The organism is Gordonia sp. DT101 (assembly GCF_049844895.1).
GTDB lineage: Bacteria > Actinomycetota > Actinomycetes > Mycobacteriales > Mycobacteriaceae > Gordonia.
In genome coordinates this window covers 1-16,482 of sequence record NZ_JBNCLX010000006.1, presented here as the reverse complement: position 1 = coordinate 16,482, position 16,482 = coordinate 1, and the positions used below count along the sequence as shown (strand labels likewise).

The 16,482-nt window shown below is 67.3% G+C and carries 17 protein-coding genes; 11 read left to right on the top strand and 6 right to left on the bottom strand.

What is annotated here, in order from left to right:
* The first annotated feature begins 22 nt into the window (after window positions 1-22).
* Entirely contained in the window at window positions 23-400 is a 378-nt protein-coding gene (locus ACLQ3I_RS19415) for a hypothetical protein (RefSeq protein WP_425804086.1), read from the top strand.
* Window positions 401-479: 79 nt separating this feature from the next.
* Here the strand turns inward: ACLQ3I_RS19415 and ACLQ3I_RS19410 are convergent, their stop codons facing one another.
* The 4 genes from ACLQ3I_RS19410 to mptB form a co-directional block, all read right to left on the bottom strand.
* Entirely contained in the window at window positions 480-1,520 is a 1,041-nt protein-coding gene (locus ACLQ3I_RS19410) for a COX15/CtaA family protein (protein WP_425793975.1), read from the bottom strand.
* Window positions 1,517-2,311, bottom strand: a complete 795-nt coding sequence (locus ACLQ3I_RS19405; protein ID WP_425804084.1) for an ABC transporter permease — start codon at window positions 2,309-2,311, stop codon at window positions 1,517-1,519. Before ACLQ3I_RS19405 ends, ACLQ3I_RS19410 begins: the two co-directional genes overlap by 4 nt.
* Window positions 2,308-3,201: an ABC transporter ATP-binding protein gene (locus tag ACLQ3I_RS19400; RefSeq protein WP_425794025.1), complete on the bottom strand. Its 894-nt coding sequence runs from the start codon at window positions 3,199-3,201 to the stop codon at window positions 2,308-2,310. Before ACLQ3I_RS19400 ends, ACLQ3I_RS19405 begins: the two co-directional genes overlap by 4 nt.
* 189 nt (window positions 3,202-3,390) lie before the next feature.
* Window positions 3,391-5,220 carry a polyprenol phosphomannose-dependent alpha 1,6 mannosyltransferase MptB gene (mptB, locus tag ACLQ3I_RS19395; protein ID WP_425804427.1) on the bottom strand — a complete coding sequence of 610 codons (1,830 nt, stop codon included), beginning with the start codon at window positions 5,218-5,220 and terminating at the stop codon, window positions 3,391-3,393.
* Between the two features lie 180 nt (window positions 5,221-5,400).
* Between mptB and ACLQ3I_RS19390 the strand changes: the two genes are divergently transcribed.
* From ACLQ3I_RS19390 to ACLQ3I_RS19350, 9 genes are all read left to right on the top strand, one after another.
* Entirely contained in the window at window positions 5,401-6,210 is an 810-nt protein-coding gene (locus ACLQ3I_RS19390) for a helix-turn-helix transcriptional regulator (RefSeq protein ID WP_425793977.1), read from the top strand.
* Window positions 6,207-7,670, top strand: coding sequence for a Fe-S cluster assembly protein SufB (gene sufB, locus ACLQ3I_RS19385; RefSeq protein ID WP_425793978.1), 1,464 nt, complete (start codon window positions 6,207-6,209; stop codon window positions 7,668-7,670). Before ACLQ3I_RS19390 ends, sufB begins: the two co-directional genes overlap by 4 nt.
* Entirely contained in the window at window positions 7,670-8,956 is a 1,287-nt protein-coding gene (gene sufD / locus ACLQ3I_RS19380) for a Fe-S cluster assembly protein SufD (RefSeq protein WP_425804082.1), read from the top strand. The genes sufB and sufD overlap by 1 nt, the downstream gene beginning before the upstream one ends.
* Window positions 8,957-9,007: 51 nt before the next feature.
* A complete protein-coding gene (sufC, locus tag ACLQ3I_RS19375) occupies window positions 9,008-9,781 on the top strand; it encodes a Fe-S cluster assembly ATPase SufC (RefSeq protein ID WP_425804080.1) in 774 nt (257 codons plus the stop codon).
* A 26-nt stretch (window positions 9,782-9,807) separates the two neighbouring features.
* Window positions 9,808-11,112: a cysteine desulfurase gene (locus ACLQ3I_RS19370; protein WP_425804078.1), complete on the top strand. Its 1,305-nt coding sequence runs from the start codon at window positions 9,808-9,810 to the stop codon at window positions 11,110-11,112.
* 2 nt (window positions 11,113-11,114) lie between these two features.
* Window positions 11,115-11,585, top strand: a complete 471-nt coding sequence (gene sufU, locus ACLQ3I_RS19365) for a Fe-S cluster assembly sulfur transfer protein SufU (RefSeq protein WP_425793982.1) — start codon at window positions 11,115-11,117, stop codon at window positions 11,583-11,585.
* Entirely contained in the window at window positions 11,582-11,941 is a 360-nt protein-coding gene (locus ACLQ3I_RS19360; protein ID WP_164307889.1) for a metal-sulfur cluster assembly factor, read from the top strand. The genes sufU and ACLQ3I_RS19360 overlap by 4 nt, the downstream gene beginning before the upstream one ends.
* Before the next feature lie 18 nt (window positions 11,942-11,959).
* A complete protein-coding gene (locus ACLQ3I_RS19355) occupies window positions 11,960-12,418 on the top strand; it encodes a DUF1992 domain-containing protein (RefSeq protein ID WP_425793983.1) in 459 nt (152 codons plus the stop codon).
* A gap of 101 nt (window positions 12,419-12,519) precedes the next feature.
* Window positions 12,520-12,696: a hypothetical protein gene (locus ACLQ3I_RS19350; protein WP_425804076.1), complete on the top strand. Its 177-nt coding sequence runs from the start codon at window positions 12,520-12,522 to the stop codon at window positions 12,694-12,696.
* On the opposite strand, the gene ACLQ3I_RS19345 is transcribed toward ACLQ3I_RS19350, so the two are convergent.
* Complete coding sequence (locus tag ACLQ3I_RS19345; RefSeq protein WP_425804074.1) at window positions 12,674-13,810, bottom strand: lycopene cyclase family protein; 1,137 nt, start codon at window positions 13,808-13,810, stop codon at window positions 12,674-12,676. The genes ACLQ3I_RS19350 and ACLQ3I_RS19345 overlap by 23 nt on opposite strands.
* A gap of 71 nt (window positions 13,811-13,881) precedes the next feature.
* The gene (locus tag ACLQ3I_RS19340) at window positions 13,882-14,649 is read right to left on the bottom strand and encodes an SDR family oxidoreductase (RefSeq protein ID WP_425794028.1); all 768 of its coding nucleotides are present in this window, start codon (window positions 14,647-14,649) and stop codon (window positions 13,882-13,884) included.
* 110 nt (window positions 14,650-14,759) lie between these two features.
* Between ACLQ3I_RS19340 and ACLQ3I_RS19335 the strand changes: the two genes are divergently transcribed.
* Window positions 14,760-16,388: an ABC-F family ATP-binding cassette domain-containing protein gene (locus ACLQ3I_RS19335; protein WP_425793986.1), complete on the top strand. Its 1,629-nt coding sequence runs from the start codon at window positions 14,760-14,762 to the stop codon at window positions 16,386-16,388.
* Window positions 16,389-16,482: the final 94 nt, after the last annotated feature.

The window sequence follows — 16,482 nt, the reverse complement described above, 5'->3', positions numbered from 1 at the left end:
GCCCCCGGTATGCTCGGGAACCATGAGCGAGCAGCCTGAATCCGACACCGCCGACGTGACGACCACGCCCGTCGAGGCTCCGCAGAGCGTGGTCGCCTCGATCAAGGGATTCATCGGCCGTGAAGGCGGTTCCGCCAAGGCGGTGCTGCAGCCGATCGGTGCGGCCGGCGTACGGATCACCCTGGTGGGGGAGCAGGGCGGGATTCTCGGTGACCGGGTCGTCGACGATGTCGCGACCGCGGAGGCCGTCGTCGAGGCCGTCGACGGTCTGGAGACCGCGGAGTGGGACCGCGACCTGACGTCGGCGGCCACCGTGTCGCCATCGCACTATCGCAAGATGGCGGGCTGGGTGGCCCGTCAGAGCCGCTTCCCCAAGGCCCGCAACCGCGCGATTCTCTGAGCGCACGGGCCAGTCTCTCGGGGAGGCGGTCCCGTGGCGGGACTCCGTGGTCGGCGCTGGACGTGATCGGCGGACGGCGCTAGACGTCCGTGGTCGTGGTCTCCGTGGTCGTGGCGTTCTCGTCGGTCACCGTGCGGGTGCCGAACTGCAGGATCATCCAGGTCGCGACGATCAGCAGCATGGCACTGACGGTCATGTGCGCGATCACCAGGGCGATCGGCAGCCCGGTGTTGTATTGGACCACTCCCAGGATGCCCTGCACGGCGATCAGACCGAGGAACGTGTAGGCCGTCCGCTGTTCGGGGAGTCTGAGCGCCCGGGTGAAGACCGCGGCCGCGACGGCGAGCCCGATCAGCACGAAGACCGCGTCGGCGTGCAACTGGGTGGCGTGATCGGGGGCGAGCCCGTTGCGTCGCGCCTCGGTGTCGCCGGCATGCGGACCGGACCCGGTGACGACGGTGCCCAGGTAGATGGTTGCCCAGGTCACCAGGTACTGCAGTACGGCGAGACTGCGACCCAGTCGGGTTCCGGGACCGACCGGCGGGGGCGGCGGAGCATCGGGGCGCAGCCGGTACACGAGGACGGTCGCGCCGGACACCAGGACCATCGAGAGCACGAAGTGCAGCGAGACGACCCACGGGTTGAGCTTGGTCAACACGGTGATCCCGCCGATCACCCCCTGGAACGGGATGCCGAGGGCGAGCAGGGTGACCAGCCATTTGTCCCGCCGGGCGGAACGCGCGTAGCGCAACACCGCCACCCACGCCGCGATCGCGACGATCGTGAGGACCCAGGTCAGCATGCGGTTGCCGAACTCGATGACGCCGTGCACACCGAGTGCCTCATGGGGCACGAAGGAGTCGTCGGTGCACCGCGGCCAGGTGGGGCATCCGAGCCCGGATCCGGTCAGGCGGACCGCGCCTCCGGTGGAGACGATGCCGACGTTGGCGACCAGGAGGGCGACGGCCCACCAGTAGACGAAGCGGGCGGTCGGGCGGCCGAATCCGGGCAGCCGCGCGAAACGGCCCGTGCCGGCCTTCGGAGGCCGCGCATCGGCTTCCACCACAGGTGGATTCGCCGCCCCGGTCGTCTCGGGAACTGACGTCTTGGGAACTGTCATTGGAACCGGAACCACCTCACCGCGAGCACGGCGGCACCGACCGCCCATGCCAGCAACACACCTATGCCGAAGAAATCCACCGAGCCGTGGGTCGCCTGATCGAGCGCCTCGGTCAGCGCTCCCGACGGAACACAACGGGCTATCCAATGCGCAGCGGCCGGCACCCGGTCGCCCATCACGACGAGACTGCCGATGCCGACCAGCGCGAACCACAGCAGGTTGGCCAGCGCCAGCACGACCTCCGCCTTCAACGTCCCACCGAGGAGCAGGCCGAGTGCAGAGAAGGTGGCGGTGCCCACCGCGATGACCACCACGCCCAGCGCCAGTCCGAGCGGGGAGGGTCGCCAGCCGAACGCCACACCGATGCCACCGATGATCAGGGCCTGCAAGGCGACCACGATCACCACCGCGATCGATTTTCCGGCGATGATGCCCCAGCGCGGGATCGGTGTCGCGCCAAGACGTTTGAGTGCGCCGTAGCGACGGTCGAAACCGAGGGCGATGGCCTGTCCGGTGAACGCGGTGGACATCACCGCGACGGTCATGATGGCCGGCACGAAGGTGGCGGCACGTTCCGCCGGCGTCGAACCGAGACCTGTGTCGACCGGGAGAAGGCACAGCCCGATCAGCAGTGTGATCGGGATGAACATGGTGAGCAGGAGCTGCTCGCCGTTGCGCAGCAACAACGTCAGCTCCATCCTCGACTGCGCGGTGAGGATCGCGGGCAGCGATGCGGGGCGCGGCCGCGGGGCGAACGTCCCGGCGGCGAACCGGTTGGTCGTCGTGGTCATGATCGCAGCGCCCGTCCGGTGAGGTCGAGGAAGACATCCGAGAGGCTGCGCGTCTCGACCCGAAGGTCGGTGGCAAGCACGTCGATCTTCGCGCACCACGCGGTGACGGTGGCGAGTATCTGTGGGGTCACGGGACCACGCACGAGGTAGACGCCGGGGGTGGTCTCCGAACAGCGGTACTCCTCGGGCAGCGCGAGCCCGAGCATCGTCATGTCCAGCCCACGGGGAGCGGAGAACCGGAGCTCGTTCTCGGCACCCCGGTGCGTGAGGTCCTTCGGTGTGCCGGACGCGACGACGCGCCCGTTGTCGATGATCACCACCTGATCGGCGAGTTCTTCGGCCTCGTCCATGAGATGGGTGGTCAGCAGTACCGACACGCCGTCATCGCGGAGTCGATCGATCAACTCCCACACCATGATCCGCGCGTGTGCGTCGAGGCCGGCAGTGGGCTCGTCGAGGAACACCAGATCGGGCCGCCCGACGATCGCACAGGCCAGCGAGAGGCGCTGCTGCTGGCCGCCGGACAGTCGCCGGAACGACGTGCGCGCACAATCGGTCAGCCCCATCGCCTCGAGTAACCACGCAGGGTCGATCGGGTCCGCGCTGTAGGCCGCGCAGAGCCTGAGCATCTCCTCGGCACGGGCACCCGGATAGGCGCCACCGCCCTGCAACATCACGCCGATCCGGCGGCGCAGGGCGTCGTTGTCTGCGACCGGATCGAGTCCGAGAACCTCGACTCGTCCCGCGTCGGGCGCGAGGAAGCCCTCGCAGATCTCGACGGTCGTGGTCTTGCCCGCGCCGTTCGGGCCGAGCAGCGCAAGGATGGTGCCGGCTTCGAGCCGGAGGTCCAGCCCGTCGACAGCGGTACGGTCGCCGTAACGCTTCACCATGCCCGTGGCGCAGAGGGCCGGGGCCCCGGAGCGCCCCGTACTCACCGTGCGGCCATCGTCCGGTCGATGATCAGGTCGTCGATCATCACCGTCGTACCGCTGTCGGATCGTCGTGCCGCGCACATGGGCCAGACTATTCGTTCGGCGTCGTCGTCCCAAAAACGCGGATTCGCCGCGCCGGGTCCGTCCTCAGTCCGCGTCGGTGCCCTCACGGACCGATTCACGTCCCCGACGACCCCGCCACCATCGGTGCACCGGCAGGTCCTCGAAGAACAGCGCGGTCATCACCGCGACCATGATCACGCCCGCCAGGAGCCCTTGGGCCAGTACGACTCCGCTGGTGTTGGAGCTCGTCGGCATCACCACGATCGCGATGATCGCAGAGACCGCGATGGTGGTCAGGCGGAACCACGGGCGGGTCGCCCAGGCCGCGAGCGGGATCACCGCCCACAGCAGATACCAGGCCTGGACGAAGGGGAAGAAGACGACGACTGTGGCCATTGACACACCGAGAGCACCGAGCGGATGCAATCGGCCGCCGAGGCAGGCGAGCATCCAACGCACGATGAAGACCGCCGCCACGAGCTCGCCGAGCGGACGGCCGACCTCGAGGATCGCCTGGGTCTGGTCGCCGAGGCCCAGTGCGAGCCCGAGACGGCCCGTGGTCACCGACAACAACGTCGGCATGGACATCCAGGACCGCACCACTGCGCCGGTGGACCCGGTGCTAGTCCATCCGAAGCCGAGTCCGGTACCGACCGAGATCCCGACCATGACGACGGCCAGGACGGCCGCGTAGAACGCCGCCGACGAGCCGAGTGCCGCGATGCTCCGGCGTGATCGTTCCCACCATTGGTCGATCGGTGCGTTGCGAAGTGCCGGCAGGATGGCACCCCATCGTTGGGCGAGCGCGATACCGACGAATCCGAGTGCCAGCAGCGACGTCACCTTGACCATCGCCGATGCCGAGATGACCGCGGCGCCGGCGATCAGCGTCCACCCGGCGGCACTGGGCCACCACGACGAGGACCTGCGTAGTCGATCCGCACCGTAGATCGCGCGGAAGGACAGTTCCAGGCCGACCAGCATCATGCCGAGCATCAGGGCCTCGTTGTGGATGCCACCCACCAGATGCAGGATCAGCAGCGGGTTCATCGCGCCGAGCCAGAGGGCCGCCACCGATGACACCCCGCAGCGCCGGGCCAGCCGCGGCAGCGCCCACACGATCAGAGCGATTCCGAACAGTGCCACCAGGCGATGCAGGAAGATCGCCGCGGTGATGTTGTCGCCGGTGACGGCCGTGATGCCCTTGCCGATCCACAGGAACAAGGGGCCGTAGGGGGCCGGGGTGTCCCGCCACAGATTGGGCACCGACCGGGTCAGCACGTGATCGACACCGAGTCCGCGGACCGGACTGACCACATACGGATCCATCCCGCGGAACGCGATCGCGCTCTGCGCGAGATAGGAGTAGATGTCCTTGGACAGCAGCGGTGGCGCGACGATGATCGGCGCGATCCAGAGCATGAGGGTGCGGTCGGCCTGCTGACGCGTCATCCGGCGTTCCGGGCTGCGTCCCCGGCGTACCTCGACGCTGAAGCGTCCGACGGCAAATCGGCCGATCAGCAACCAGGCGACGACCAGCATGATGGTGCCGCCGATCGAGAGCGTGAGGGCCGTACTCCACATCCGCGACGGGAGGGACAGCACGCGCATTCCGGCCACGGGGTTCTGCAGCACCGGGACCTGCCCCGTACCCAGTGACCCGATCAGCAGGAGGATCGCTCCGGTCGCCCCGAACAGCTTGATGCGCAGGAGGCGCCGGTTCTCGGCCGCGTTGAGCGGGCCGACCTCGCGCTCGTCGTCGTGCAGACGCGCGACGGTCTTGCCATAATCGCCTCGACGGTCGATGGTGTCGTCGACGTGGGCGGGGTCGGTACGGGATCGGTTCCGGCTCAGCCCGAGGTAGTCGACGCTCCGGCGCAGGGCCTGGTGAGGCGAGCGAGCCCATTGCGGCAGCGCGCGGCCCCGACTCCGCGGCACTGTGGTTTCTGGCACGCCGACGACTCTAGTGCCCCGACTCTAGTGCCCCGTCCGCGCTGCGAGGATTCGCCACACGTGCGGCACTGACCAGGTTCGGTAAGGGCAGCCTTGCTGGCATGCGGGAAGCAATTACGACACACTTGTGTTGTGAAAACCATGAGGAGCGATACAGCGCTGCCCAAGGGCGCGCCCAGCGGCCCCTCTGATGGGGCCACCGCGAATGCCGGTCATCACGACGGGCAGACACGTGCTGCCGTGATCTCCCTGCTGGTCGAGGACGGTCCGCTGACCGCGAGTGAGATCGCCGATCGCCTCGGTATCAGCGCTGCGGGTGTCCGACGGCACCTCGACGCACTCGTCGAGGTGGGCGACGTGGAGACCTCATCCTCGGGATTCGGACGCCGTGGTCGCGGCCGTCCGGCCAAGTGGTTCCAGCTCACCGCGACCGGCCGGGGCAAGTTGCGCCACGCATACGACGACCTCGCGGGCGCGGCGATGCGCAGACTGCGGACCGTCGGCGGCGAGTCCGCGGTCGAGGCGTTCGCCCGCGACCGCGTCGAGGAGATCGTCGCGACCGTGGTGCCCGCCGACGAGTCCGGATCGGTCGCCACCACGGTGAACGACATCGCCGATGCATTGACCAGTGCGGGTTTCGCGGCCAACACCCGTGAGGTCGGTACCGGGATGCAGATCTGCCAGCATCATTGTCCGGTCGCCCATGTGGCCACCGAGTTCCCGGAGCTGTGCGAGGCGGAGACCGCGGTGTTCACCGAACTGCTCGGCACCCACGTGCAGCGGCTGGCGACCATCGCGAACGGCGATTGTGCCTGTACCACCCATGTTCCGCTCCACCCCCCGCCGGAAGGGGTCACGGTCCCGTCCGGCACCACCATCCAGACGACAGCGAGCGATGCACAGCCCGCATCCGCTCACCCGATGAAGACGAGTCGAAAGGCTTCGCGATGACAGTCACCGAACCAACCGCGACCGACACCGCCACCCCCGTCAAGCCCTCGCCCCTCACCCAGGAGCAGACCATCGCGTCGCTGGGCAACTACGGGTACGGCTGGGCGGATTCCGACGTCGCCGGTGCCAGCGCAAAGCGCGGTTTGTCCGACGCGATCGTCGCCGACATCTCGGCGAAGAAGAGCGAGCCGGAATGGATGCTCGAGCAGCGTCTCAAGGCCTTGCGCATCTTCGATCGCAAGCCGATGCCGCACTGGGGTGCCGAACTCGACGGCATCGACTTCGACAACATCAAGTACTTCGTGCGGTCGACCGAGAAGCAGGCGGCAACCTGGGATGATCTGCCTGCGGACATCAAGAACACCTACGACAAGCTCGGCATCCCCGAGGCCGAGAAGCAACGTCTGGTCTCCGGGGTCGCGGCGCAGTACGAGTCCGAGGTGGTCTATCACCAGATCCGTGAAGACCTCGAGGAGCAGGGTGTCATCTTCCTCGACACCGACACCGCGCTCAAGGAGCACCCGGAGATCTTCCAGGAGTACTTCGGATCGGTGATCCCGGCCGGCGACAACAAGTTCTCCGCTCTCAACACCGCGGTGTGGTCGGGAGGATCGTTCATCTACGTGCCGCCGGGGGTCCACGTCGACATCCCGCTGCAGGCCTACTTCCGGATCAACACCGAGAACATGGGTCAGTTCGAGCGGACGCTGATCATCGTCGACGAGGGCGCGTACGTGCACTACGTCGAGGGTTGCACCGCGCCGATCTACAAGACCGACTCGCTGCACTCGGCCGTCGTCGAGATCATCGTCAAGAAGGGCGGCCGCTGCCGGTACACGACCATTCAGAACTGGTCGAACAACGTCTACAACCTGGTCACCAAGCGTGCCAAGGCCGAGGCCGGCGCCACCATGGAGTGGATCGACGGCAACATCGGTTCCAAGGTCACGATGAAGTACCCGGCCGTCTGGCTGACCGGTGAGCACGCCAAGGGCGAGGTGCTCTCGGTCGCGTTCGCCGGCGAGGGACAGCACCAGGACACCGGCTCCAAGATGGTGCACCTGGCGCCCAACACGTCGAGCAACATCGTGTCCAAGTCGGTTGCCCGCGGCGGCGGCCGCGCCTCGTATCGCGGCCTGATCAAGATCAACAACGGTGCACACGGCAGCCGCTCGACGGTGAAATGTGATGCCCTGCTCGTCGACACGATCTCCCGCAGCGACACCTATCCGTATGTCGACATCCGTGAGGACGACGTGACCATGGGTCACGAGGCCACGGTGTCGAAGGTCAGCGACGACCAGCTCTTCTATCTCATGAGTCGCGGTCTGACCGAAGACGAGGCGATGGCCATGGTGGTGCGCGGATTCGTCGAGCCGATCGCCAAGGAACTCCCGATGGAGTACGCGCTCGAACTCAACCGCCTCATCGAACTGCAGATGGAAGGAGCCGTCGGCTGATGGCAGATCCCACATTGCCCGTGTCGGCGACCCCGGGCGCGCCGGTCGCCCCCGTCAACCGCGGCGAAGCTGCCCCCGTCAACCGCGGCGAAGCCGCCCCCGTCAACCGCGGCGAAGCCGCCCCCGTCAACCGCGGCGAAGCCGCCCCCGTCAACAAGGGGGAGATGTTCACCTCCTTCGATGTCGAGGCGTTCGAGGTGCCCAGTCCCCGCGAAGAGGTGTGGCGGTTCACCCCGTTCCGCCGGCTGCGCGGACTACACAACGGCTCGGCTCAGCGCACGGCTGATCCGACGTTCGAGATCTCCGGCCCCGACGAGGGCGTGAGCGTGGAGACCGTCGGCCGCGACGACAAGCGCCTCGGCCAGGGTGGCATCCCGTTCGACCGAGTGTCCGCCCAGGCGTTCTCGTCGTTCACCGACGCCACCGTGGTGACCATCGGCCGTGAGGTCGAATTGTCCGAGCCCGTCGTCGTCGACATGACCGGTCCGGGAGAGGGCGAAGTCGCCTTCGGCCACCTGCAGATACGCCTCGAGGCCTTCGCCCGCGCCGTGGTCGTCCTCGACCAGAAGGGCAGCGGCACCTACGCCGAGAACGTCGAGTTCGTGGTCGGCGACAGTGCGGCGCTGACCGTGGTGAACGTGCACGACTGGGCAGACGACATGGTGCATGTGGCAGCGCACCATGTCCGGGTCGGACGTGACGCCGTCGTGCGGCACTTCGCGATCAGCCTCGGCGGCAACCTCGTCCGGCTCTCTCCGGTCGTCCACTACGACGCGCCCGGCGGGGACGTCGAGTTGTGGGGCCTCTACTTCGCCGATGCCGGCCAGCACCTCGAACAGCGTCTGCTGGTCGATCACAGCCAGCCGAACTGCCGGTCGAACGTGGTCTACAAGGGTGCCCTGCAAGGCGACCTCAGCGGTGACCGCACCCGAGAGGCCCACACGGTCTGGATCGGCGACGTGCTGATCCGTCCGGCAGCCGAGGGGACCGACACGTTCGAGCTCAACCGCAACCTCGTCCTGACCGACAACGCCCGCGCCGACTCGGTGCCCAACCTGGAGATCGAGACCGGCGAGATCGTCGGTGCCGGACATGCCAGCGCAACCGGTCGATTCGACGACGAACAGCTGTTCTACCTGCAGGCCCGAGGCATCCCCGAGGATCAGGCCCGTCGCCTGGTGATCCGTGGGTTCTTCCGCGAGATCATCGCCAAGATCTCCGTGCCCGACATCCGTGAACGGCTAGAGGCCGCCGTCGAATACGAGCTCGAGATCGCCGGCGCCTGAGCCGGTTCACGAGCACAGCCCCACCCACGAGCATCAAGGAACACAACTACCGTGACCACACTGGAAATCCATGACCTGCACGTCGACGTCGCGCAGAGCGACACCGACGCCGACCCCATCCACATCCTGAAGGGTGTGAACCTGGCCGTGTCGTCGGGTGAGACGCACGCCATCATGGGCCCCAACGGCTCGGGCAAGTCCACCCTCTCGTACGCGATCGCCGGCCACCCGAAATATCAGGTGACCCAGGGCTCCATCACCCTCGACGGCGAGGATGTCCTCGAGATGAGTGTCGACGAGCGCGCCCGCGCAGGGCTGTTCCTCGCCATGCAGTACCCGGTCGAGGTGCCCGGGGTGTCGATGTCGAACTTCCTGCGGACCGCCGCGACCTCGGTGCGCGGCGAAGCGCCCAAGCTGCGTCACTGGGTCAAGGAGACCAAGGAGGCGATGACGGCGCTGGAGATCGATCCGTCCTTCGGAGAGCGCAGCGTCAACGAAGGGTTCTCCGGCGGTGAGAAGAAGCGTCACGAGATCCTGCAGCTCGGCCTGCTCAAGCCCCGGATCGCCATCCTCGACGAGACCGACTCGGGCCTCGACGTCGACGCGCTGCGCGTCGTCAGTGAGGGTGTGAACCGGTACAAGGACCATGAGCACGGTGGTGTCCTGCTGATCACGCACTACACGCGCATCCTGCGCTACATCCAGCCGGACTTCGTCCATGTGTTCGTGAACGGACGCATCGTCGAGTCCGCCGGACCGGAGCTCGCCGACGAACTCGAAGAGAACGGTTACGTCCGCTTCACGTCGGCGGCCGCTGCCGGCTGAACCCACCCGGTGAAGGAGGTACCGTCATGACGCTCTCTCCCGAAACCGTCGCGCCCACCTTGGATGTCGAACGACTGCGCGCGGACTTCCCGATCTTGTCGCGCACGGTCCGTGACGACAAGCCGTTGGTCTACCTGGATTCGGGTGCGACGTCGCAGCGGCCGGTACAGGTGCTCGACGCCGAGCGTGAGTTCCTGACGACGCACAACGCGGCCGTGCACCGGGGGGCTCACCAGCTCGCCGAGGAGGCGACCGACGCCTACGAGGGCGCGCGGGCGACCATCGCCGCCTTCGTCGGTGCGACGCCCGAGACGATCGTGTTCACCAAGAACGCGACCGAGGCGCTCAACCTCGTGACCTACACGCTCGGCGACGACCGGTCGGCCGAGGTGCTGGGTGGTCGTCCCCTCGGTCCGGGTGACACCGTGGTGATCACCGAGCTCGAGCACCACGCGAATCTGGTCCCATGGCAGGAACTCTGCCGTCGGACCGGTGCCACGTTGAAGTGGTACGGGGTCACCGAGGACGGCCGGATCGACCTCGATTCGCTGACGCTCGACGAGACGGTCAAGGTCGTCTCGTTCACCCACCAGTCCAACGTCACCGGCGCGGTCGCCGATGTGGACGAGATCGTCCGCCGGGCCCGCGAGGTGGGTGCGGTCGTCGTCCTCGACGCCTGCCAGTCGGTGCCACACACAGCCGTCGACTTCGCCGCGCTCGGCGTCGACTTCGCCGCGTTCTCGGGGCACAAGATGTTCGGGCCGTCCGGCGTCGGTGTGCTCTACGGCCGGGCAGGGCTGCTCGATGCGTTGCCGCCCTTCATCACCGGTGGTTCGATGATCGAGACCGTGTCGATGGAGGTGTCCACGTATGCGCCGTCGCCACAACGATTCGAGGCGGGCGTGCCGATGACGTCGCAGGTCGTCGGGCTCGGCGCAGCCGTCGACTATCTGACCGCGATCGGTATGGATACCGTTGCGGCACATGAGCATCAACTGACCGCGTACGCACTCGAACGCCTGGCGGCGATCGACGGTCTGCGGATCGTCGGCCCGACCGCTGCCGAGCAGCGGGGCGGCGCCGTCTCGTTTCTCGTCGACGGTCTGCACGCGCACGATCTCGGTCAGATCCTCGACGACGAGGGCGTCGCGATCCGTGTCGGCCACCACTGCGCGTGGCCCCTGCACAAGCGCTTCGGGGTGGCCGCCACGGCTCGTGCCTCGTTCGCCGCGTACAACACCCTGTCCGAGGTCGACGCGTTGGCCGATGCGATCGTCAAGGCGCAGAACTTCTTCGGGGTGATCGGGGCGAGCGAGAGGGGGGACCGCTAGCGATGCGGATGGAACAGATGTACCAGGAGGTGATCCTGGACCATTACAAGCACCCGCATGGCCGTGGCCTGCGTGAGCCGTTCGGTGCCGAGGTACACCACGTGAACCCGACGTGCGGTGACGAGATCACGCTGCGGGTCGCGCTCTCCGCCGACGGGTCGACCGTCGAGGACATCTCCTATGACGGACAGGGCTGTTCGATCTCGCAGGCATCGACCTCAGTGCTCCACGATCAGCTCGTCGGGCAGCCGGTCGACGAGGCCCTCACCACCTTGGACTCCTTCAACGCGATGATGACCTCGCGCGGCGCGGACGAGGGCGACGAGGACGTCATCGGCGACGGCGTCGCGTTCTCCGGTGTCAGCAAGTACCCGGCCCGCGTCAAGTGTGCTCTGCTTGGATGGATGGCCTTCAAGGACGCGTTGGCCCAGACAGTCGACAGTGATGAACCTTCAGAAGTGGAGTCGGTATGAGTGACGAAACAACCACAGCACCGGAGGCCCCGACGACGTCGTTGCCCCAGCTCGAGGACGTCGAGGAGGCGATGCGAGACGTCGTCGATCCCGAACTCGGTATCAACGTCGTGGACCTGGGTCTCGTCTACGGCATCGAGGTCACCGAGGAGGCGGTCGCCAAGATCGACATGACCCTCACCTCGGCAGCCTGTCCGCTCACCGACGTGATCGAGGATCAGTCGCGGGCCGCGTTGGTGAACAGCGGGTTGTGCACCGATATGGAGATCAACTGGGTCTGGATCCCGCCGTGGGGACCGGACAAGATCACCGACGACGGGCGCGAACAGCTACGCGCCCTGGGCTTCACCGTCTAAATCGGGCGGCGCGGTCTGATGCCGGAGGCCAACGACGACCGGGCCTCGACCAAGGGCAGGTTCCGGCGCGTCCGACGATGGCAGCCGCCGCGTTACGAGTCGCGGGTGGAGAGGGTGATCCGCGAGGCCACCGAGCGCGGTGAGTTCGACAACCTCCCCGGCATGGGCAGCCCTCTCGACCTGAGCGACGCCGACGATCCCGATTGGTGGGTCAAGCGGAAGATCCGTGACGAGAATCTCGATTCGTCGGCGTTGCTGCCGATGCCGTTGCAACTGCGCAAGGAGGCCCAGGGCTTCCCCGAATCGCTGCGCAGCATCGCCGACGAGAGCGCGGTGCGCGAGATCCTCACCGACTTCAACCGTCGGGTACGCGAAGCCCACCTGGGATCGCGTGCCGGCCTTCCCACGCTGATCACGGCCCACACTGTCGTCGTCGACGACCTCGTCCGTCAGTGGCGAGATCTGCGGGCCAGGTAGATGGGGCCGGATAGGCCGGGTGTGAGGCAGTTCGACAGACCCGGAGACGTTGTTAGGCTGGATGACGTACGGACCTACGCGAGTTTCGAAAGAGGTGCGCGATGACCGTCAATGATGCGATCCCGTCTGCCGACGACGCCGACCTGATCGAACAGTCCATCGACGTCGAACGCGATGGAGCAGAGGACGATTCCGACGTGTATCCGGTCACCAGCCGCGACACCGTCGAGGATGAGGCCGACGCGTTCGCGCCCGTCACCCGCGAGCAGCGTCGCTGACGGGCGCGCGACCCGTCACCGCGCGGACGAGCGAACGTCGTGTCGTCTGGTCGGTGTGCGCGAACATCGTCGCCATCGCCGACAGCGTTCCGGTCAGGTCCTCCCGACCCGTCAGGTAGGCACGCTGTCGCTCGACCGGCAGACGTGCGAATGTCGCGAAGAAGCGACGTGTCTGCTCGGCATCGAGAGCCAGCACAGCGCGCAGGCCTGCGGATCTGAGCCGATACACCGCGCGGGCCGGAATCGGCCAGAGGGCCGACCGTGGATCCTCACCGGTGGCCACCGCATCCGCGACAACGTCGGCGGTTCTCAGCGAGGCACCGATGCTGTAGCCCGTGGCCGGGTGCAGTAGGCCGCCCCGGGCGCCGAACTGCAGTGATCGGCTTCGCCATGGCGTCCGTGGTCCACTCAGGGCGAAGGACACCGATTCCGTTTGCGTTGCCGACGCCACGGCCGCAGCGCCCAATCGCCGCTCGAGTCGGGAGCGCAGTTGTCCCATCGACAGCGGTGGGTCTCCCGCGAGACACGTTTCCTCCAGTAGGAATCGCTTGTCGTCGAGCGGCACGGCATAGAGAAACGATGCGATACCGAGTGCGTCGTCCGGTGTGACAGGGGTCCAGTCCATCAGGACGGCATCGGCGTCCCGCAGGATCGGTCGTGCCCGCTCGCGTGGCACCACCACGCCCCAGGCCGTCTGGCGCGGTCCGCGGCCGGTCGTGCCGCGGGCGTCGACGACCCGTGCGGTTCGGATTGGTCCCGACTCGGTGATCACCTGATCATCCGCCACCACTTGTGCTGTCCCGGCGACAATCCGCGCGCCGTCGACGTCGAGGGTCCGGCGCAGGCCTGGGTTGTCGAAGATGGCGTAACCACGCTCGATGCGTACGGCGTCAGGGGCCCGGACCTCCACCGAATCAGTCTGTGCGGACAGGGCATCGACGGGGATCCAGGCGGGAATCTCGTCGGCCCAGCATGCATAGGTCGGCCGCCACGGCCGGGACGGATGCGGATCGACGAGCGTGACCTCGACGCCGCGTCGCAGCAGACGGTGGGTCAGCGCGCGACCTGCCGGTCCCGCGCCGACCACCACGACGTCGGTCATCGCATCTGTCACAAGCTCGTCTCTGTCACGAGTGCGTTTCTGTCACAGCGTGCGGGTCACGCCGGCGGGTCATCGCTGCCCGGTCACATCGATCCCGTGGACAGCATGCCACCGTCCACGTTGAGCGTTTCCCCGGTGATCCACGCCGCCTCATCGGAGGCCAGGAAGGCGGCCGCGCGGGCAATGTCCTCCGGCTCGCCGAGACGGCCGAGGGGGTAGCCCTTGACCGCGCGGGCCTCGTTGTCGCCCGCGATCAGATCGGTCGCGAACCGGGTCTTCACGATTGCGGGGGCGATCGCGTTGACCCGGATGTTGTTTGATCCGAGTTCCCAGGCGAGTTCCGAGGTCAGCCGGATCAATGCGGCCTTGGATGCCCCGTACGCGGCGATCACACCGGTCGAGCGGATACCTGCGACCGACGAGATGTTCACCACCGCGCCGCCGTTGTCGCGCATCCCGGCCCGAAATGCCTCCTGGATGAAGCCGAGGGCAGCAACCACGTTGGTGTCGAAGATCTTGCGGAACGCCGCCAGGTCGGCGTCCATCAGGGGACCGAAGATCGGATTGATCCCGGTATTGTTGACCAGGATGTCGATCCCGCCCTGTGCGACCGCCGCGGCCACCGCTTCGGTGCGGTGAGTTTCGTCACCGGTGTTGCCGGGTGTGGCGATGACTTTTGCGCCGGCCACCGCGGTGCGGATCTGCTCGGCCGCCTCCTCCAGCGGCTCGGGCTTGCGGCCCGTGATGACCACCGCTGCGCCGCGTCGCGCCAGTTCGGTGGCGATGGCGAGGCCGATTCCGCGGCTCGCGCCGGTCACCAGTGCGGACTTGCCGGTCAGGTCTGAGGACATGTGTGTCGGTGTGGTTTCGCTCACGGTCCTCACGGTAATGGTCGCCTCGGGGGACGGTGGAGCGGTCGGGCGGAAAAAGAGATGGCCCCGCGCAGGTAGACTGGACCGCCGTGATCACCGCAACCGACCTCGAAGTCCGAGCGGGCGCTCGGACGTTGTTGTCGGCGCCCGGGCCTGCACTGCGTATTCAGCCCGGCGACCGGATCGGCCTCGTCGGCCGGAACGGCGCGGGCAAGACGACGACCCTGCGAATCCTCTCCGGCGAGACGGAACCATATGCCGGGACGGTAGTACGCAGCGGCGAACTCGGTTATCTTCCGCAGGACCCCAAAGAAGGCGATCTCGACGTCCTCGCCAAGGATCGGGTGCTGTCCGCCCGCGGCCTCGACGCGATCATGCATCAGATGGAGAAGCAGCAGGCCGTGATGGCCGAGGCGGCCGACGATAGGGTCCGTGACCGGGCAGTGGCCAAGTACGGGCAACTCGAGGAGCGGTTCTCCGCACTCGGCGGCTACGTGGCCGAATCGGAAGCCGCTCGCATATGTCACAGCCTCGGTTTGCCGGATCGGGTTCTCGGCCAGGCGCTGCGGACGTTGTCCGGAGGGCAGCGGCGTCGAATCGAGCTGGCGCGCATCCTCTTTGCGGCCTCCGACGGTGCCGGCAAGTCCGACACAACGCTTCTCCTCGATGAGCCCACGAACCACCTCGACGCCGACTCCATCACCTGGCTGCGCGGATTCCTGCAGAACCATGAGGGCGGTCTCGTGGTGATCAGCCACGACGTGGAACTGCTGGCCGACGTGGTGAATCGGGTGTGGTTCCTCGATGCCGTCCGCGGCGAGGCCGACATCTACAACATGGGCTGGCAGCGTTACCTCGATGCCCGCGCGACCGACGAGCAGCGGCGCAAGCGCGAACGCGCAAACGCCGAGAAGAAGGCGGGTGCACTCCGGGCGCAGGCCGCCAAACTGGGCGCCAAGGCGACCAAGGCCACAGCCGCACAGAACATGCTGAAGCGGGCGGACCGGATGATCGACGCTCTCGACGAGGAGCGGGTGGCCGATCGGACCGCGCGAATCCGGTTCCCGGAGCCGGCGACCTGCGGCAAGACTCCCTTGATGGCGAGCGGCCTCACCAAGATGTACGGGTCCCTGGAGATCTTCACGGGAGTCGATCTGGCGATCGACAAGGGCAGCCGAGTCGTCGTGCTCGGACTCAACGGCGCCGGCAAGACCACCCTCCTGAAGCTGCTCGCAGGTGTCGAGTCACCCGACCGCGGTTCGCTCGATCCCGGCTACGGCCTGAAGATCGGGTATTTCGCTCAGGAACACGACACTCTCGACGACATGGCTTCGGTGTGGGAGAACATCCGCCACGCCGCGCCAGACGCGGGGGAGCAGGAGCTGCGCGGTCTGCTGGGTGCGTTCATGTTCAGCGGTGCTCAACTGGACCAGCCTGCGGGCACGTTGTCGGGCGGCGAGAAGACCCGCCTGACGCTGGCGGGGCTGGTCTCGTCCGCGGCCAATGTCCTCCTGCTCGACGAGCCCACCAACAACCTGGACCCGATCTCGCGGGAGCAGGTCCTCGACGCGCTGCGCAGCTACACCGGCGCCGTGGTCCTCGTGACCCACGACCCCGGTGCCGCCGCCGCCCTCGACCCGCAGCGCGTGATCCTGCTGCCTGACGGCACCGAGGACCACTGGTCCGACGAGTATCAGGAACTCATCGAACTCGCCTGAGGCCCCGGGGCCGGTTCATCGCGGGTAGGTGACGATTTCCTGTCCGGTTGTGGGGTTGTGCCAGGTGATGGTGCGGTCGGTGTGCATGGTGGGG